Annotated in this window: 15 protein-coding genes; 7 read left to right on the top strand and 8 right to left on the bottom strand. The window is 71.0% G+C overall.

Going from position 1 to position 18,692, the window contains the following annotated elements; genetic code table 11:
- Positions 1 to 35: 35 nt before the first annotated feature.
- The 4 genes from VF584_07375 to VF584_07360 all read left to right on the top strand — a co-directional run bounded on the left by VF584_07375 (position 36) and on the right by VF584_07360 (position 7,016).
- Entirely contained in the window at positions 36 to 2,840 is a 2,805-nt protein-coding gene (locus tag VF584_07375; GenBank protein HEX8209991.1) for a lantibiotic dehydratase, read from the top strand.
- Positions 2,837 to 3,814 (top strand): thiopeptide-type bacteriocin biosynthesis protein, encoded by a 978-nt coding sequence (locus VF584_07370; protein ID HEX8209990.1) that lies wholly within the window; start codon positions 2,837 to 2,839, stop codon positions 3,812 to 3,814. Before VF584_07375 ends, VF584_07370 begins: the two co-directional genes overlap by 4 nt.
- Before the next feature lie 63 nt (positions 3,815 to 3,877).
- Positions 3,878 to 5,095, top strand: a complete 1,218-nt coding sequence (locus VF584_07365) for a lanthionine synthetase LanC family protein (GenBank protein HEX8209989.1) — start codon at positions 3,878 to 3,880, stop codon at positions 5,093 to 5,095.
- Positions 5,096 to 5,168: 73 nt separating this feature from the next.
- Positions 5,169 to 7,016: a glycosyltransferase family A protein gene (locus VF584_07360; GenBank protein ID HEX8209988.1), complete on the top strand. Its 1,848-nt coding sequence runs from the start codon at positions 5,169 to 5,171 to the stop codon at positions 7,014 to 7,016.
- Positions 7,017 to 7,099: 83 nt separating this feature from the next.
- On the opposite strand, the gene VF584_07355 is transcribed toward VF584_07360, so the two are convergent.
- The 3 genes from VF584_07355 to VF584_07345 form a co-directional block, all read right to left on the bottom strand.
- The gene (locus tag VF584_07355) at positions 7,100 to 7,885 is read right to left on the bottom strand and encodes a S8 family serine peptidase (protein HEX8209987.1); all 786 of its coding nucleotides are present in this window, start codon (positions 7,883 to 7,885) and stop codon (positions 7,100 to 7,102) included.
- Positions 7,886 to 7,950: 65 nt separating this feature from the next.
- Positions 7,951 to 9,162: an HlyD family efflux transporter periplasmic adaptor subunit gene (locus VF584_07350; protein ID HEX8209986.1), complete on the bottom strand. Its 1,212-nt coding sequence runs from the start codon at positions 9,160 to 9,162 to the stop codon at positions 7,951 to 7,953.
- A 6-nt stretch (positions 9,163 to 9,168) separates the two neighbouring features.
- Complete coding sequence (locus VF584_07345) at positions 9,169 to 11,055, bottom strand: peptidase domain-containing ABC transporter (GenBank protein ID HEX8209985.1); 1,887 nt, start codon at positions 11,053 to 11,055, stop codon at positions 9,169 to 9,171.
- A 555-nt stretch (positions 11,056 to 11,610) separates the two neighbouring features.
- Between VF584_07345 and VF584_07340 the strand changes: the two genes are divergently transcribed.
- Positions 11,611 to 12,462, top strand: coding sequence for a hypothetical protein (locus VF584_07340; protein ID HEX8209984.1), 852 nt, complete (start codon positions 11,611 to 11,613; stop codon positions 12,460 to 12,462).
- A gap of 127 nt (positions 12,463 to 12,589) precedes the next feature.
- Here VF584_07340 and VF584_07335 read toward each other — a convergent pair whose 3' ends face one another.
- The 5 genes from VF584_07335 to pilM are packed head-to-tail and all read right to left on the bottom strand — an operon-like array spanning position 12,590 to position 17,214.
- Positions 12,590 to 14,299, bottom strand: a complete 1,710-nt coding sequence (locus VF584_07335) for a hypothetical protein (GenBank protein ID HEX8209983.1) — start codon at positions 14,297 to 14,299, stop codon at positions 12,590 to 12,592.
- A 20-nt stretch (positions 14,300 to 14,319) separates the two neighbouring features.
- Positions 14,320 to 14,715 carry a hypothetical protein gene (locus tag VF584_07330; protein HEX8209982.1) on the bottom strand — a complete coding sequence of 132 codons (396 nt, stop codon included), beginning with the start codon at positions 14,713 to 14,715 and terminating at the stop codon, positions 14,320 to 14,322.
- Complete coding sequence (locus tag VF584_07325) at positions 14,715 to 15,482, bottom strand: hypothetical protein (protein HEX8209981.1); 768 nt, start codon at positions 15,480 to 15,482, stop codon at positions 14,715 to 14,717. The genes VF584_07330 and VF584_07325 overlap by 1 nt, the downstream gene beginning before the upstream one ends.
- Positions 15,479 to 16,135 carry a PilN domain-containing protein gene (locus VF584_07320; protein ID HEX8209980.1) on the bottom strand — a complete coding sequence of 219 codons (657 nt, stop codon included), beginning with the start codon at positions 16,133 to 16,135 and terminating at the stop codon, positions 15,479 to 15,481. Before VF584_07320 ends, VF584_07325 begins: the two co-directional genes overlap by 4 nt.
- A complete protein-coding gene (gene pilM / locus VF584_07315; GenBank protein ID HEX8209979.1) occupies positions 16,132 to 17,214 on the bottom strand; it encodes a pilus assembly protein PilM in 1,083 nt (360 codons plus the stop codon). Before pilM ends, VF584_07320 begins: the two co-directional genes overlap by 4 nt.
- Positions 17,215 to 17,335: 121 nt before the next feature.
- Between pilM and VF584_07310 the strand changes: the two genes are divergently transcribed.
- Together VF584_07310 and VF584_07305 are read left to right on the top strand one after the other, a co-directional pair.
- Complete coding sequence (locus VF584_07310; protein HEX8209978.1) at positions 17,336 to 17,920, top strand: prepilin-type N-terminal cleavage/methylation domain-containing protein; 585 nt, start codon at positions 17,336 to 17,338, stop codon at positions 17,918 to 17,920.
- Entirely contained in the window at positions 17,917 to 18,453 is a 537-nt protein-coding gene (locus tag VF584_07305; GenBank protein ID HEX8209977.1) for a type II secretion system protein, read from the top strand. Before VF584_07310 ends, VF584_07305 begins: the two co-directional genes overlap by 4 nt.
- Positions 18,454 to 18,692: the final 239 nt, after the last annotated feature.

Genomic DNA, 18,692 nt, shown 5'->3' with positions numbered 1-18,692 from the left:
GCCGCTGAGCCAGCATGCGCGTCGAGTGCAAGACCTTGCAGGAACCGGATGCCGCCCCAGCGACGACGGACCTCCGTCCTCGCCCTGCAGCCGGAGAGGGCGGGGAACTCGAGCTCGCCGGCTTCTTCATCGCGCGATACTCGGGGCTGCCGTCCGACACCTTCGAGCACGCGCGCTCCCCCGAACTGGAGCGGGCGCTGGACGACCTGGAGGAAACGAGCGGGAGGTTGCAGGGGCTGAGCGCCCGGCTCGTGGACGTGTTGTTCGAGACGGTGGGGGTCCACCAGGACCCCGAGGCGCGGCGCGTGCTCCTCCGCCTCAAGCGCGACGTTCACAACGGGAGGAGCCTGCGCGCTGACGACGTGAAGGCGGCCACCGGGGTCTACTGCCCCGCGCACGCCCTCCTCTTTGAGCGGTACGTCCAGGCGCAGGAGGAGCTCCGCGCCTGCCGGCGGCGCTACCAGGAGGCGTACGAGCGGGGTGCGGACCTCGCCCGGCGCTGTCTCAGGCCTGTACTGGCCGAACCGCTCTTCCAGCAGGGCCTGCTGCTCTCCAGCGCCTCGCTCTTCGACGCCCAGTCCAGATACCTGCAGGCGGAGCGGCCGTCCTCGGCGCGGGACGGCAAGACGGAGCGCGGCCTCCTGCGCTACGTGGCCCGCGCGGCGATGAAGGCCACGCCCTTCAGCACGCTGGGGATCCTCGCCGCGGGCAGGTTCAGGGACGGAGGCGGCACCCCCGTCGGGCGCGCCGCGGGGGAACCGCCAGCGCCCAGGAGCTCGGTCCGCCTGAACAAGCAGTTCTTTGGACCCATGCTGTCCGCGCTACTGATCCGCCCCGCCTTTTACAGGCAGGTCCCCGTCGAGCTGAACCCGACCCTGGCCGAGGGCGGGGGTGAGCACGTCTTCCTGACGGGGGTCGCGGGGAAGGAGGTGTTCCAGCGGCTCTCCGGCGGCGGCGCGGTGAGCGCCATCGTCGAGCTCGTCCGCCCGGCGGGCGCCGTCCGGTTCCGCGACCTCGCCGCGGCCGTGGCGTCGTCTCCCGAGTTCGAGACGACGCTGGAGGAGGCGGAGCAGTTCATCCAGCGCCTGGTGACCCTCGGGCTGCTGCGCTTCCGCACCGGCATCCCCGAGCAGGAGGCCGAGTGGCATCTCGGCCTGCGGGATCTCGTGCGGCAGGCCGACGACCCGGCGCTCCACGAGCTGGCGGAGTGCCTGGAGGCGCTGGACGCGGACGTGCGGGCGTACCCGCCCGCGGCCCTGGGGCTGCGCGTGGAGGCGCTGGCCCGGCTTCGCGCCACTCTCACCCGGGCGCTCGGAACCCTGAACGTGCCCGTTCAGCCGGCGCTGCCGATTCTGGAGGACGCCGCGCTCGACGAGTCGTGCGACATGGCCCTCACGGAGCCGCTACGCGCGGCCATGGCGGACCTGGCGGTCTACATCCAGGCGACCCGCACCGTGGCGCGCCCCCGGGAGGACCAGGCGGCGATGCGCCACTTCTTCGACGAGCACTTCCCGGCCTCCCGGCAGGTCTTCCTTCTGCAGTTCTACGAGGAGTACCACCGCGCCCACCTCAAGCAGCACCTGGCCCGCGAACACGCCGCCGAGAAGGGGGCCGAGCGGGACCCGGGCTACAACCTGGAGAACCCCTTCGGGCTCCGGTTCATAGACCTGCTCCGGCAGGCCCGCGCCGAGTTCGCGAAGCTGATCATGCGGAAGTGGCGCGGCGAGCCGGGCCGCAAGGTGCTGGAGATTTCACGGGCGGAGCTGGAAGCCTGCTTCTCGGCCGTGCCGCCGCTGAACCGCGACCCTGCCTCGGTCAATACGTACATCGACCAGGTGGCGCCTGCCGCGCCGGGGGCGCCGCTGCAGGTGGTGCTGACCAAGGGGTACCGCCCCGGGTTCGGCAAGATGATGTCGCGCTTCCTCCATCTTTTCGACGACTCGCTCACGGACGAGATCCGCACCGCCAACCGCCGCCGCACCCCGCACATCCTCGCCGAGATCTGCGGCGACGGGCAGCACAACGCCAACCTGCACCCGCCCCTCCTTCCTTGGGAGCTGAGCTATCCGACCGGGCAGGCCGCCGGCAAGGGAGTGGAGATCTCCACCGGGGAAATCCTGGTGGAGCGCCACCCGGACGACCCACACGGGCTGTGCCTGCGAGAGCGCCGGTCGGGACGGCGCGTGATCCCCGTCGACCTCGGCTTCCTCATCGAGCAATCCCGGCCGCCGCTCTACCGGCTCCTGATGGCGTTCACCCCACCGGGAATCTTCGACCAGGTCCTGCCGAGCTTTCCCGACCTGCTGCCTCCCTCGCTCCACGACCGCGAGGAGATGCCGGCGCGGTCCAGGCCAGAGGCCGGTCCGGGGCCCGTCCGCCGGCCGCGGATCGTCTTCGACGGGACGGTGGTGCTCGCTCGTGAGCAATGGCTGCTGCACGCGCACCAGTATCCGCAGCCGCACGACGGCGAGTCCGGCGCGGACTACTTCCTTCGCATACAGCAGTGGCGGGAAGAGTTCGCCATCCCTGCCGAGGTCTACCTGCGCCTGTACGCGTATGCGGCCCGGCCCACGGGGGAGTCCGCCAGGAAGGAGGCGAAGCGGTTCGCCGGCGAGCTCAACGACCGGCAAACCCTGAACCTGTTCAAGCCGCAGTACATCGATTTCCGGAACCCGCTCTTCGTGGACCTGTTCGGGCACGCCGCGGCCGGGCTTCCCCAGTTCCACGCCATCCTCGAGGAGCGGTATCCGGACGCGCCCCGCGGCGCCCAGCTCGGCGGCCGGCCCCGCGCTACCGAGTACGTGGTGCAGTTCGATTCGCGCCCGGCGGAGGAAGCTTGACGGCGGAAGACGTCTCTGGCGGGGAACGGGGCCGCGGATGGCTGGCCGCGCACGTCTTCATGAAGGGCGTGGTGATGGGCGCGGACGGAGACCGGATGCTCGCGGAGGTCGTCTACCCGTTCGTGGAGCGCGAGTACCGGGACGGCTCCATCGGCCGCTACTTCTACATCCGCTACGGCGAGCTCGGCCCGCACCTGCGGGTCCGCTTCCACGGCGACCTGGCCAGGCTCCGCGGGGAGGTGGCCCCGCGCTTCGAGCGCCACGTCATGGATCGGCTCCCCGAGGGATTGGCGGGGAGCCCCGCTCCGGAGCCCGCGGCCGTCGACCTGCCGAACACGCACCCGTCGGTGCGCTGGATCCCCTACGAGCCCGAGAGCGCCCGGTACGGAGGCCCCGATGGGGTGCGGGTCGCCGAGCGGCTGTTCCACGTGTCGAGCGCCGTGTGCGCGGAGCTGCTGCGGGCGCCCCAGGACAGGGAGTCGCGTCTCGGCGTCTCGCTGTCGGCGGCGGTCGTCGGGCTGCGCGCGTTCTGCGACCGCGCCGACGAGGCCATCGAGCGTGCACGCCAGCACCGGGACCACTTCCTGGCCGCGACCGCCTGGGACCAGCCGGCCGCGCCGGTCCTGGCTTCGTTCGACAGGGCCTACGCCGCGCAGGGCCCGGCCCTGTGCCCGCTGGTGCAGGCCCTGTGGGAGGCGGCGGGGAGCGGCGACTCCACGGACCTTCCGCCGGCGCTGGGCCGCTACCACGAAGCCCTGCTCCAGGCCCGGGATGCCCTGACCCGGCTCTCGCGCGAGGGGAGGCTCACCTATGAGGAAGTCCCGGTACGTCGGCCCTCCGCGATCGCCGAGGCGTTCCTCTGGAGCTACTCGCACATGACGCACAATCGTCTCGGCGTCGCCCCTCTGGACGAGTGCTACGTGATGCACATCGCCGCGCGGGCCCTGGGCTCGCCCTGGCCCGATGCGGGGTGACGTGCGGGGAGGCCCCGTCCCCGCTCCCGCACCTTGCCCCCGAACACCCGAGCGCACCCGATCATGAACACGGAACTGGCGATACTGACCCAGGCCGCGACTCGCCTGGCGTACAGCCGTCTCGACGAGGCGGAGCGTCTGGAGGACGACAGTCCGACCTGGGGTGCGGGGTACGGCCGTGGGTTCGTCCCGGTACGGGACTCCGGGCTGTTCAACGGCCGGCTGGGGGACGCCCTGGCGCTGGCCGCCCTGTATCATTCGACGGGCGAGCGCGCGTTCGGCGACAGCGCGCGGAGCGTCGTGGACTCCCTCGCGGCCCGGAAGCGAGCGGCCCCGCACGCCGCGAACCTGGTCGACGAGATCGGGCTCGGGCTGGTCGGGATCGGCTCACTGATGTACGGACTGGTCCAGATCGGCAGGTGGACGCAGTGGCCGCAGGCGTTCGAGGCGGCGGCCGCGCTCGCGAGCGAAGTGACCGACTCCGTGATCGCCGCAGACACTCAGCTCGAGCTCTTCTGGGGGGTCGCGGGCACCATACCTGGGCTGCTCGCGCTGCACGCGGAGGGCGCTCCGGGTATGAAGGAGGCGGCCGTGCGCTGCGCGGAGCACCTGCTGTCACACCGGCTCGTCGACCCGGTGAGCGGCCGGCAGACCTGGTCGCTCGCGCGGGGGGAGCCGGAGTGCGGCTTCGCACACGGCAGCAGCGGGATCGCCCACGCGCTGCTCCAGCTCCACCGCGTGGCGCCCTCGGCGGAGCTGTACGACGCCGCCATCGAGACGTTCCACTTCGAGTCCACTCTGTTCGACGAGGCGTCCGCGAACTGGCGCGACCTGCACGGCCAGGGCACGGACGACCTGATGTGCAGCTGGTGCCACGGCGCGACGGGCGTGGGGCTCTGCCGGCTGTCGGCGGTGGAGATGGTCAGCGGTGAGGACGACGAGCTGGTGGCCCAGGACCTGTTCCGGGCCATCAGCGCGACGCTGAACCTCCGGCACGGGATCCCCGACCACCTCTGCTGCGGGCTCTGCGGGAGGATAGACTTCCTGCTGGAGGCCGGCGAACGCCTTGGCAACCCGGGGCTGGCGGCCCGTGCGCGCGCCCTCATGGGGCAGCGGCTGGAGCAGGTGGCGCAGAGCGGCGAGTTCCGGATCGCCAGCTACCCCAACGATGGGCGGCACATGCAGCCGGGTATGTGGCAGGGCAAGAGCGGCATCGTCTACACCCTCCTGCGGCTGACGGACCCCCGGAAATACCCGAGCGTCCTCACCATGGCGATGTGACCCGCGGGGTGCCGCGCGGCAGCCCGCGGATCGTCTTTCACTTTACCACTGGAGAGCCGGACCCGTGCGGTACATGGCCTTCGACCTGAAGCACGCCCCCATCGCGGACGGCTCCGTGCTGGTGAGCTCCGCGCGATCTGCCGGGACCAGGGTTCTGAGCACGACCCAGTCGCAGGTGCTCCTTGCCTGCGCCGTCCCGCGGGAGCTCGGGGAGCACGTCCAGGAGATCATCCGCCAGATGCCGATCTCGGTAATCCAGCAGCTGCGCCCGCCGCACGACCCGGCCGTGAGCAGCCCCCACGAGCAGAGCCACGAAGCGCTCGTGGCCGAGCTGCTCTCGCTCCTGGTGGCGGACGGGCTGCTCCGGCCGGAAGCGGAGCTGATGGATATCCTGCTGCACGGGGGCGCATCCGGCGCGGAGGACCAGCCCCCGGCCATCGGGACCATCTGCATCCCCACCCGGAACCGGCCCGCCGTCCTGCGGCGCGCGCTGGAAAGCTACATGCACGCCGACGTGCGCGTCGGACGCCAGACCGAGTTCGTCCTGTCCGACGACAGTGACGACCCGGAGATCCGCCGCGAGAACCTGGCCAGCGCCCGCGCCGCGGCACAGCGCTTCGGGAAGCAGACCCGGATCATCTCTCCGGAGCGGCGAAAGAGCTACGCGCGAGAGCTGGCGGAGCACGCGGGGCTCCCGCCGGAGGTCTGCGCCTTCGCTCTCGTTGGCGACGGCGAGTGCGAGGCCCGGTTCGGGGCGACGCGCAACACCCTGCTGCTCGACACGCTCGGGGAGCTCGTGGTGCAGGTGGACGACGACACGGTGTGCCAGCTCTTTCGGCCTCCCACGGTGCGGCAGGAGGCGCGCATTTCCTCGCGGCCGGACGTTCACGAGTACTGGTACTACCCGGACCTCGCGCAGGCGGTGTCCGCCGGCGCGGAGTTCGACGGCGACCTGCTCGGGCTGCACGAGCGCGTGCTGGGAAAGCGGCCGGCGGAGGTCCTCGCCGGGAGCGGGGCGACGCCGGTGTTCGACGCGGTGGTCACGAGCCGCGCAGTGACCAACGCGGAGCACCCGGAGTCGAGGATCATCGTGAGCTACGGAGGGCTGCTCGGAGACTGTGGCGGCAAGGGGATCCCGCAGTACAAGCTCCTCCTCCGCGACGAGTCGTTCGAGCGCCTGGTGCGAGACGCGGAGGAGTTCGACTCCGTGTACTTCTCCCGCCAGCTCATCCGCTGTGCGCCGGCGCTCACCCTGACCGAGGGCGGCTTCTGCATCACGGCGAACATGGGGTTCGACAACCGTGTCCTCCTGCCGCCCTACCCGCCTGTCCACACGGGCGAGGACACGTTCTTTGGGGTCCTGCGCACCGTTATGCAGCCGTATTCCTACGATGCGTTCCTGCCGTTCTGCACCCTTCACGACCCCACCAGCTTCCGGCCGAACTGCCAGGGCCACGTTCCGCTGGAGTTCACGGCGAACGACGTTATTCGCCACCTGTCGGCCGCGTTTCTCCAGGTCTGGCCGGCCGCCGGGGGGAACTCCACGCTGCGGGCCATCGGCAGCTTCTTCCAGGAGGTCGCGGCGCTGCCGGCTCCGGCGTTCGCCGACTACGCGCGGACCGCGGTGGTGGCGCTGTTCGCTCCCCACTCGCGTGCCCTGGAGGACCTCCGCAACACCCGGGCGAAGGCGCCGGCGTTCTGGCACGCCCGCATGGCGGAGTACCAGCGCGAAGTGACCGCCCTGGTCGCCGGCGCAGACCCGGCCAGCCCGGTGGACTTTCCCGGCGACGCGGGGAGCCGGCAGCGGCGGTTCCAGGTGCTGCTGGCCCGGTACGGGGATCTCCTGGCCGCATGGCCGGACATCGTGGAGGCGGCGTACAGCCTGCGCGCCGCGGGGGTCCGGGTCTCGGAGCCCGTGTGATCCCGTCCGGCCGCCGCGTGCTGGTGCTGTACGACCGCGGGTTTGACGCCGGCTGAACGGAGCCCTTCCCTGCACCGCCTCTCTCAAGCAGATACGGACACGGCAAGATGCCGGAGCTGGCAGCGAACCTCGTCGAGCCCCGCCCCGGGATTACGCTCACGGATCAGGGCGACCACCCCGGCGATGTTCGGTGCCGCGAAGCTCGGCTCGTCCGTCGGGAGGATCCGGCCTTCCAGCCAGACCGCGTGGCCCAGGGCGCCGGGGGCGGCAAGGCACTCCACCGCCGCGTCGGCCTGGTACGCGAAATCGAAAGGCGTGGAGAACGTGCCCACGCCCACGCTCAGCACGTTGTCGAAGTCGGCGGGGTAGCAGGGGCTGCCGTCTCCCGATGACGCGGCGACCACGATGGCCCCGGCGCTTCGCGCCTCCTCGCACGCGGCGTAGAGGGGCAGGGCGGAATCGGGGCTGAACGAGCCGAGACTCAGGTTGACGACATCGCACCCCCGGTGCACCGACCAACGGATCGCGTCGCACAGGGCCGCGACGGAGGAAGACAGCTCGCGCGCGAACACGCGAACCGGATAGATCTCCGCCTCCGGCGCGACCCGGGAGAGCAGGGTGATACAGGCCGTCCCATGCCCGATCCGGTCCTGAACGTCGCTGCTGAACTCCATGGCCGACCCCGTCCACGCCAGGCAGATCCCATCCGTCACTCTGGCGGACGTGCCGGCCAGCCCCCGGTCCCACCCGCTGTCGATCACCGCGATCCGAACTCCCCGCCCCGTCGCCGGCCCGATCCGTTCCCGGAAGCGCGGCGAATACGAAGCGGGCTGCAGGAGGGTGGCCAGGCTCGGTCCTGGTGCCAGCATAGGGTCCTCATAGCCACGGATGCGTAGCACGGGCGGCGTCGTGCTCGTCGGAGCCCCCGCTACATCTACTTGCGGAGGTATCGGATGATGTGCTCGATGATCCGTCCGGATCCCGTGATCACCCATCCCTCGACCTGGTATCCCGCCCGCAGCCGCTCCACGCCCAGCCGCTCCACGTCTGCCGCGTCCAGGGCGATGGTGACCCGGTACAGCAGCCGGCCCCCGCCCTTGGCGCCTCCCTCCTGCGGAAGCGGCTCGGAAGCCACGGAAAGGACCTTTCCCGAGACCGCGTCGCGGCGTGCCGTCCTGAACGCGGCGACCTCCACCCGTGCGGGATCTCCGACCTTCACCTCGTACACGTGCTGCTCGGAGACGAAGAGATCGGCCTTCCAGAGCTCCCGCTCCGAGATCTCGAGCAGCTGGTCGCCGGCGTCGACCGCCGCGCCTGGCAGCCGCTCCAGGTTCTCGGTCTTCACGATTCCTGCAGCGGGCGCGCGGATGCTCAGCCGCTCCATCTGCGCCTCGCGCATCTGGATCTCGGCCCGCAGGCGGTCCATGTCCGTGCGCAGGCGGGACACCTCGATCGTTTCCAGCTGGTTCACCTGGTCCTGAAGCGCGGCGGTGCGAAGCGCCGCCTCCGTCATGCGCAGGTCCGCCATGGCACGGTCGATGAGGGCGTTCGTCCCTGGCCGGTGGTTGCGAACGAGGGAGTCGAGGCTGCCGGAGAGTCCGAAGTCCGCGGCCTGGACGCTCAGAGCGGCCCGGGCGCGCGCCAGCTGCGCTTCCGCCTCGTCCCGCGCGGCCCGAGACCGAAGCGCCTGCACCGGGATCGAGCGGGCGCTGCGCAGCAGGGCGAGCTCGCGGGCCTGAAGGTCCACGCGCAGCTGCTTGAGCATCCCGGTAGCCTGGAGGGAATCGATCCGGACCAGCAAGGCGCCCTGCTGCACGGTGTCGCCGCTGTTGACGAGCACCTGGGAAACGACTCCGGGCTCCAGCGTGCGCACGGGCCAGATCCGCCCCGGCTTGAGCTCGCCGGCTCCGCGCACCGTCAGGTCGGCCCGGGCCAGCAGAACCACCAGCACCGCCCCACCCCCCAGCACCGCGAACAGGAGAATCGTCGTGCTGACGATCCTGCGCACGGCACGGGGACCCCACCCGCGCGACTCCGGCAGCTCGGGGAGCCGTACCTCGGAGAACCGCTCCAGATCCGCCCGGGAGCGGCGTCCATGAACGGGGGCGGCCGGGATCTTCGCATTCGGGTCACGAACCGTTCGCATCGCGCGCTACACTCCGGCTGGGGAGACTCGGAAACCGCCCTGGAGCTCGGAAAGCCTCCCCCCGGAGGCGTGCCACAGTCCCCGGTATGCCTCGCACCTCTGCAGCATCTCGTCGTGGCTGCCCAGCCCCACCACCCGGCCGTGCTCCATGACGCAGATCCGGTCGGCGAGGTGCGCCGTGTTGACGCGGTGCGTCACCCACACGGTGGTGAGCCCCCGCCGCAGCGAGAGCAGGTCCCGCAGCAGGCTCCATTCGGTTTCCGGGTCGATGTTCGCCGTGGCCTCGTCCAGCAGCAGCAGCTGCGGCTGCCGCAGCAGGGCCCGGGCGATGGCGATCCGCTGCCGCTGGCCTCCAGAAACGCTCGCCCCGAACTCCGCGACCGGCGTATCGAGGCCGTCGGGGAGGGAGCGGATGAACTCCTCCAGCTGGGCCACGCGCACGGCCTGCGTGATGAGCGCGCCAGGGACGTTCTCCGCGCCCATCGTCAGGTTGTCCCGGATGGTTCCAGAGAGCAGGCTGTATTCCTGCCAGATGGTACCCACCTGCCTCCGCAGATCGCGCAGGGAGATTTCCTCGATCGGATGCCCGTCGATGCTGATGAGGCCGGCGCCCGGCTCTTCCAGGCCGGATAGGAGGCGGAGCAGCGTCGTCTTTCCCGAGCCGCTCGCCCCCACGACCGCGAGCGTGCTCCCCCCCGGGATCTCCAGCGAAACGTCGTGCAGCACGAGCTCGTCCGCGCTGTAGCCGAACGCGACGTGCTCCATCTGCACCTCCCCCGCTTCGATCGTCGTGCGCAACGGCACGGCCGCGGGGTCGTACGCCAGGGTGGGGTCCTGCTCGGGACGGAGGTCCAGGTACTCGAAGATCCGGTGCAGGTTCACCGATGTTTGCTGGAACTCCGAGTACAGTGCGACGAACTGGGTCAGCGGACCATGGAAGAAGCCCATGTACATGGTGAACGCGATGTAATCCCCAAGCGACATTTCGCCGAACAGGATCAGCCGCCAGCCGTACCAGGTGATCAGGGCGATGTTCAGCGCGTTGAGAATCCCGTTCCCCGTGCCCACGAGCTGGCCGACCACGCCCGCCTTGAGCTCCACCTCCATGGCTTCCGTGGTGCGCGACCGGGCGCGCTCGAAAACCTCCGCCTCCATCCCCATGGACTTGAACGTCCGGATCTGGCTCAGCGTCTCGACCTGCAGGGCGCTCAGGCTGCCGTAGGCTTCGGCGGACTGCTTCCAGCGGTCGCGCAGGGGCCGGCCCGCGAGCGCTACAAGAATGGTGGAGAGCGGAACCGTGACCAGCACCATCAGGCCCAGGCGCCACTCCAGGATCAGGAGGAACGGAGGAACCAGGAACAGGTAGACGCCCTGCACGAACAGGGTCTGGAACACGCGCGCGACGTTCTGCAGCGCCATGCGAAGGTCGCCGAACCGGCTCATGAGCTCGCCCACGCGCTGCTCTTCAAAGAAGCGCATGGGGAGGTGCTGCAGGTGGTTGAAGAACAGCAGCGTGGTGGCGTTGTTCAGACGGGACGTCACCCAGAGGCTGTAATAGCTCTGCACGCCCGACAGGAGTCCGGTGGTGATGCTGATCGCGAGTACCCCGCCCACCAGCAAGTGCATCAGCTCCACGTCCTGGGTCGGGTAGACGTGGTCGATGAGCAGCTTGGTGAGGTAGGGCCCAACCATGCCGAGCAGCCCGATCGCCAGCCCCACCACCATTCCCTTGGCCAGCTTCCCCCAGTACGGATGGATCAGCAGCGTCAGGCGCCAGAACTGAGAGAACGCGATACGTAGGGAAGGGATGTCGGACGGCGCATCGGTTCTGGAGTGGGGAGTGCGTGGCTCACCGCCGCCACTTCGCTCCGGCTCGATGTTGGTGCGGCGCATACGACGAACGCTCGGCGTAACGATTGGGTGGGTGATCGGAGCTCTCACCGGAGAACGGCTGGAGCCAGGTGCAAACTCCTTGTAGCCGGTCGGTACAGAAACTTCACTGTCCGCGGCAGGACCGGCGCCCACCTGATAATATGTCAGTAAGTGTTCGGAGCGCGGAGCCGGGAGCTACCGAGCGCTTGCCCGGGCACAGGAGGAGCTTCAAGTGCCGCGCGGCCGGGCCGCGGCGGCTCCAGCGGCCTGGATCAACGGAGCCCGCCACACACCACCCAGTGCGCACCTCCTCCAGACGGTCCCTATAGCAGGGGGTGCGAGCAATATCCGGCGGTCTCCTGCCTGGTTATGATACTCGGCGTCGGCACGGCGGAGCAGGAGCGAAGAACCAGGGCGGCAAGTCTCCCCGGTCGCACCGCGCCTGAGGAGAGGGCCCGGTCCGCGTTCTCACCGGTGGGGCAAACTGTTGGATCACGATCATCACAGTACAACCGGGCCGAAGAGATGTCCAGAGGGCTCTATTTTCTCGCCAACGATGGTACGTATGAGCTTGCAGTGGCCTTCCTGAACAGCGTGCGTGCCCATAACCCGCACCTCCCGGTCTGCCTCATCCCGTTCGACGACCATGTGTCGAAGCTGATGTCGCTGCAGCCGCGATACGCGTTCAGTGTCTTTTCGAACCAGGACACGCTCCGCCAATGCGATACGATCAGCCGCCGGTTCCACGAACGGACCATGGGTCACTACCGGAAGCTGGCAGCATGGGAGGGCGAGTTCGACGAGTTCTTCTACATCGACGTCGACACGGTTGTGCTTGCGGACCTCGGCTTCGCGTTCGATTTCCTGTCCGGCCTGGACTTCCTGGCTTCCCATTCGCGGCTCCCCGAGCTGGTCCGATGGGTTTGGAAACCTTCCATCAGAGGGGCGGGCGCGCTGTCGGAGCCGCAGATCGCCTACTCCGCGAACACCGGGTTCCTGGGCTCTCGGAGGGGCGTCCTCTCGATCAGGGAGCTGGACGCGCAGCTCGCCGGGGCCGTCGCCCTCGCGGACCACATGGAGTTCTACTGCGTCGAACAACCCGTGCTCAACTTCCTGATAGTCACGTCGGGGAAGCGCTACAGCAGCCTGCTGGAAATCTGGCGGGAGACCCGCAATCCGCAGGCGCTGCTGGAGCACTGGGCCGGCAACATCCAGGAAGGCATCCGCGTAGAAGGAGGCAGGCTGACGTTCGAGGGACGTCCCGCTCCGGTCATGCTCGTTCACTGGGCCGGCTTGTGGAAGTCTCCCGCAGTGGATGGAGCCCGCGTCCAGGAGGACGCGGGCTCCCATGAAGGCATGCCAGTATTTGCCGTCGATCCGATGATGCCGTTGTACGATCTATGGAATTACTATCGCTGCCTGGCGTGATCTGAGCCCATCCAGAAAGCCGGAAGCGATGCAGGGACCAGGAGATGTAGACGCACCCGGGTTGGATCTCGCGCGGAAGGAGCAGCTCACTCCACCGGGCGCGTCATTCAACCTCAATCCACATCATTCATCGTTGTTCCCTCGCCCCAGTGACGGTGACCGCACCGTCCGCGTGCACGTGGGGGGTGATGATGATGACCAGGTCGTTGTGGTTCTCGCTGGTCGACTCGTTGCGGAAGGCGCGGCCGACCACGGGAAGCTGCGACAGGAGGGGGAAGCCGCTGGCGGTCTGCGACCGCCCGTTCACCGTGAGCCCGCCGATGACGATGGGCTCGTCGTTGCGCACGGTGACCTCGGTGAAGGCCGTCTGCTTGCCGCCGGTGATGGAGCGGCCCGCCGGGTCCAGCTGCCCGCCGTCGCGGACCAGCTCGATGTTGACGCGCACCATGTCGTCGCCCAGGTAGTGCGGGGTGACCTTGAGGCGCGTGCCCGTCTCGAACTGGCTGAACCCGCCGCCGCCCCCGCTGCCGCCGAGCTGCGTTCCCGCCGGGGTGCCGGCCGAGCCGCCGAGCCCGCCCGTCTGCCCGCCACCGGGGTAGCCGCTCTGGCCGCCGCCCTGCGCGGGACCCTGGAAGGGGACCGCCCCGCCGCCCACGCCCGCGAACACCCCGTAGCCCGGGTTGGGGAGGATGATCTGGTCGCCGACCAGGATCTCGGAGGTGCGTCCCGAGGTGGCGGTGATGATGGGGGTCGTCTCCGTCTCGGCGATGCCGTTGTCGTCCAGCGCGTCCACGAAGGCGTCCAGGCGCAGCGTTCCAAGCCCGGCCAGGCGGCGCAGGACGCGGAAGGCGGGGCCGCCCTCGCTGCTGAGCCCGCCGCGCGGCGACTGGCTGCTCTGGCGCACGTCCACCCCGGTGGTGAGGCGGCCGGTGCTGTCGTTGCTGAAGGGGACAAAGGAGTAGCTGAACCCCAGCTTGTGCAGCCGCGAGCGGTTCACGCTCACCAGCCGCGCCTCCACGGTGATGGTGGCCGGGCGCCGGTCCATGGAGTCCACCAGCGCGCGCACCTTGTCCAGCCGGTCGGGCGAGGCGTAGACGATCAGGTCGCGGCTGTTCTCCGGGTCGCCGAAGACCTCCACGCTGTTCTCGCTGCTGTCCCCCGCCGCCACCACCCGCTCCAGCGAGGGGAGAAAGTCGCGCGCGTACAGGAACTTGAGGCGCACCGGCATGGGGGTGCGCTCCACCTCCGCGCGCCCCTCCGTCACCACCTTGATGATCCCCGACGGCTCCTGCACCGCGCGCAGCCCATGGGCGGAGAGGAGCGCCTCCAGCGCGATGTGCCACGGGTACCCGGGGATCTCGGCCGTCACGACCTTTTCGCGCACGGCCTTCTCGTCCGAGGGGACGATGGCCACTCCGGCGCGCGCCGAGATCAGCGAGATGACGTCGGCCAGCGGGCGCTCGTAGACGGAGAGGTCCACCACCGGCGGCTCGCGCCCCGGCGGGGGGGTGATCCAGCGGCCACGCTGGGGACGCTCCTGCCGCGGCGCCTCCTGCTGCGCCTGCCTGTCGCGGCGCGGCGGGTTGCGCGGCGCGGGGGCGGCGGAGGGCAGCTCCAGCTCCACCTCTTCGGCGGCGCGGCGCTCGGAGGCGCGCGGCGGGGGCGCCACGGGGGCCACCACGGACGAATCCGCGGCGGCGCGGGCGCGCATCTGGTCGAGCGTCACGAACGTCCCCTGGCGGGGAGCCGCCGACGCGCAGGCGCCCGCCACGACGGCCAGGGCCAGTGCGGCGAGGGCGGCGCGGAGGTGCGGCGCGGGGGCGAGTTGGGTGGGCATGGGCGTGTTGCGCAGGAGGTTCACGGCCGGGCCGCTTCGCCCGGGCGGGGGAGGCAGAGCACGACGTTCCGGGTGCTGCCGAGGACGTTCTGGCGTGCGGTGATGCAGCCGCGCTGCACCGCCACCACCTGGTACTGGCCCACGCGGTCGCCGGCGCGCACCACGGAGCGCCCGCCGTTCCTGCCGGTGAGCACCACCAGCGCCCGCGAGTCGCGCGGGTCTCGCGGGTCGTGCACGATGCTGTGCACACGCAGCTCGGGAAATCCTTCGCCGGTGTACAGCGCCTCCGGGGGGATTACGGGGTCGCGCCGGGTGGCGGAGCGCGGGTAGCTCCACTCGGCGGGGCCGGGTCCCTGCGCGTGCGCATGGGCCGCTGGGAGCACCGCCAGCGCGGCGAGAACGAGGAGGGCGCGCATCAGCGGGTGGCTCCGGAGAGGGGGACGGTCACCTCTTCGCCCACCTGCTGCACCAGGGCCGGCGCGGCGGGCTCGGGTGCGGTGGAGTCGGCCGCGGGGCTCGTGGCGCCAACTACGGAGAACCAGTGCAGCGAGAAGGCGGCGACCACGTTGAACGGAGCTTCGCCGGATGGGATGGTGAGCACCGAGTCGGTGGGCGCCGTGGCGAAGGCGGGGCCGGCACCGGGGCGCGGCGCCTCGACGGAGGCGTTCATCAGCGAGTCCGGCACGACGGCCAGCCGTGCGCCGCGGATCTGCGTGAGGCGCGGCTGCGAGAGGAGCTCGGCCATGAGCGCGCCCACGTCGTGGTAGCGGCCGGCCACCAGCACCTTGAGCCCATCCACCTGGAACTGCCCCTCGGTTGCAGGCTGGAGCGGCTGGTAGTTGTGCACGCGCACGCCCAGCCGGCGGGCCGCCTCGGAGAGCGCTTCCACGAAGGGCTGCGTGCTCCCCGCGTTTCCGCCCAGCGGCGGAACGCGCATGGCGAGCTGGTCGGCCTCGCCGCGGGAGCGGCGGCGGAGCGCTTCCACGCTGTCCGCGCCCATCGCCATCTCGCGGGCGCGGGCGTCGCGGTTGGCGGTGCGCATCTCGGCGAGCGCCGCTTCGCGCTCGGCCAGCTCGGCGGCGCGCGGGCGGTACGTCTTCCAGAACCACATCCCCGAAAGGACCGCGGCGGCGAGGAAGACTCCCAGCGCGATTCGCGAGCGCAGGCAGGGTGAGAGGGTCACGGCGTGGGCTCCGGGGTGGCTGCGGCGGTCTGCTCTTCGGGATACCCCGGGTCGGACGTGCCGTCCCCGGCGGTGCCCGTGATCTCGTAGCGCACCACCGGAAAGGAGGCGATCTGCGTGCTGGTGGTGCCGGAGAGCACCGCGTCCCGCACTCCCGCCGAAGCGCCCAGGCGGCGCTGGAAGGCGGCGGCCAGCTCCACGGAGGGCGCGAAGCCGGTCACGCGGAAGCCGAGGCCGCCGGTGGTGTGGTCCTGCGAGGTCATCTCCATGCGGTCCACCCACACGTTCTCCGGCGCGGCGCTCCCCACGCGGTCCATCAGCCGCACCCACGCGAAGCGCTCCGGGTCCAGCGCGCGGATGGCGCTCACGGTGGAGGCCAGGCGCGCCTGCTCGCGCGTCAGCGCCGCCACCCGCTTCAGCGACCCGCGCAGCCGCACCGCGTCGCGCGCCGCCGCCGCCGATTCCTCCTCCACGCGCGCCTCGTGGGCATCCAGGCGGGCGTTCCCCATCTTGACCCCGGCGAGCGCGGCGAGCGCGGCCAGGATGGCGCCGATCAGGAGGGGGTCGCGCGCGGCGGCGTGGAGCGATTCGCGGGGGGTGACGGGGCCTTCGGCGCGCCCCGCGTTGTGGATCCGCAGGTCGAGGTGGATCACGGGTGCACCGGTGCGAGCGTGAGGTTCTCCAGCGCCAGCCCCGCGGCCACGGCCAGAGCGGGCGCGAAGGGGAGGGGGGCGTCGCCGGTGGCGGGGAAGGGGGCGAGCGGGTCGAAGAGGTGCACCGGCACCCCCAGCGCGGCGCGGAAGCGCTCCGCGATGCCGGGAAGGCGCGCGACTCCGCCGGAGATCCACACGGCGCCGCTGCCGTCCGCGTCGCCCAGGACGCCGTAGCCGGCGGACGTGGCGCCGGCGGCCCGGCGAGCGTCGCCCACCACGCGGCGCACCCATTCCTCCAGCACCAGCTCGTCCATCCCGCCCGGCTCGAAGAGGAGCCCCTCACCGCCGCGCCCGGAGCGCTCGGCCAGGTAGTCGACGCCCAGGTTGGCCTCGTACGCTGTCACGGGCAAGCCGCCGTCCAACACCGCGATCAGCATCCCGCCGAAGCCGCCGTGCAGGAGAACGGAGCGCGACCCGGCCATCACCCGCTCCGGGAAGGCCGCCGTCCACGCGTTGGCCAGCGCCACGGGAGCCACCGTCACCGGCCCGGGGGCGAGCCCGGCCAGCTCCGCCGCCGTCTGCAGCGCGCGGATCGTCTCCTCGCGCGCGGACACGGTGAGGAGCGACACCAGCGCCGGGTCTCCGCGGCGCGCGTCGGGCTCCACCTCGGCGAAGGCGTAGCGGGCCGCGACCGATTCCATCCCCCCCAGCCGCAGAGCCGGGTCTGCCTCCACCGCGTTGCGCAGCGCCGGCTCCTCCATGCGCGGGAGCTGCTGCCGCTGCACACGCGCGTCGCCCGCGCAGACGGCCAGGGCGGCGGAGGCGCCGGTGATTCCGCGGGCGCGCACCAGCCCGCCCAGGAAGGCGCCCGCCGCGGCCGGATCGGCGATGCGGCGGTCGCGGAAGAGGCCGGCGGGGGTGGGCTCGTCGGCGGCGTGCGTCACCCACACCCCTTCATCGCCGCGCGCGACGCCCACCAGCTTGGTGCGGCGCTCGCCCAGGTCCACGCCCATGAAGACGGATGCGCGGGCGTTGCCCCGGCGCGTGGGGAGGAGGGAGCGGATCCTGTCGGTGAACACGGCGGCTCTGCGGCGAGGTGATGGAGCTGTTTGCCCGTTTCGGAAACCGCGCTTCGCGGCCCGGGGTATCTACAGATACCGAGCATCCGCCGATCCGGTTCACGACCCGCTTCCCCGGCCCATGAAAGCTCCCCCCACGCGGGACCCCCGCGCCGGCTTCACACTGATCGAGGTGATGATGGTGGCGATGATCATCGTCGCGCTGACCTCGGTGGCGCTCGCCTCCAACCGCGAGAACCCGCACCGCCTGGTCTATCACGAGGCGCAGCAGATCCGCGCGGACGTCACCGAAGCCGTCTCTACCTCCGAGGCCCGCGGCGGAGACGCGCTGCTGGTGGCGAACGCCACGGTGAGAAGCAGGGTCGGCGGGTCCTTCCTGGCGACGGCGGACACGATGGGCATGCGGGAGGCGGACGTGCTGGACCGCGAGCGGACGAGCCTGAACGCCGGGGTGCAGTGGGGCGCCGGCTCCGCCGTGGCCGGACCGCTGGGCGAGGCCACGAACGGCGGACCCGTTCCCCGGCTGGTGCGATGCTCGGCGGGACGCGGGTGCAACGTGGGCGTGGGAGGCTCGGTCACATACTACCTGACGCACGCCCGCGACGCATCCGCCGTCGCCGCCGTGGTGCTGACGCCGGACGGAATCGCCCACCTGTACCGCTACATCCCCAACGGCGCCGCGTGGAGCACGGAGGCGCCGCGATGAGGTGGGCGAGCGTTCGTCGGACTCGGTGTGGCCAGGAGGGCTTCACCTTTTTCGAGGTGGTCCTGGCGCTGGCGCTGCTGGGGATCTCGCTCCTGACGCTGGTGCAGCATTCGGCCGACAACACGCGCGCCGACGCGGACCGGGCGGCGCGGCTGGTGGCGCACCGCACCCTGCGCAACGAGGTGCAGCGGCTGCGCGCGTCGGACCCGATGGCCAGTCCCGCGTCGGGGATGTTCCCGGTCAGCTTCTTCACCGATCGCGCGGGAAACCAGATCGCGGCGGCGGAGCCCGGCTCGCAGGCGGTGACCGTCTCCCGCGAAATCCGCTGCCTGGGCGGCGGCGAGGTGCGCGACAACGCCACCGCGCCCAGCATGCAGGCCGGGTGCGGCGCAGGCTCCGGGCCGATGGCGGAGTTCACCGTGCGCGTCGTCTTTCCATCGCGCTACACGGATGACGGCACGAGCGCCCTCGAGCAGACCATCACCCTCTGGCCCCGCGACCGCCACGGCACCGCGTGGTCGCCCGGAAGCTGATGCCAGCGACGGCGGAACTGCTGTTTCACACAGAGACGCAGAGGAAAAAGAGAGGGCACAGAGGAGGGAATCGGAGTTTTCGTTTTTTCTTGCTGGTTCCTCTGTGGTGCGCCGTGCAAAGGCGGCGTGTTCTTGCGGGTGAAAGTCCCGCCGGAGGAGTTGACGGTACACCTCCGTAGCTACGGGCGGGTGGCGACCGGCGACGGGAGACACCGAGCCGTCCGGACAACGGTCCTCCA

The organism is Longimicrobium sp., from assembly GCA_036389135.1.
In the GTDB taxonomy this organism is placed as follows: Bacteria; Gemmatimonadota; Gemmatimonadetes; order Longimicrobiales; family Longimicrobiaceae; genus Longimicrobium.
This window is presented reverse-complemented; position numbering and strand designations above follow the sequence as displayed.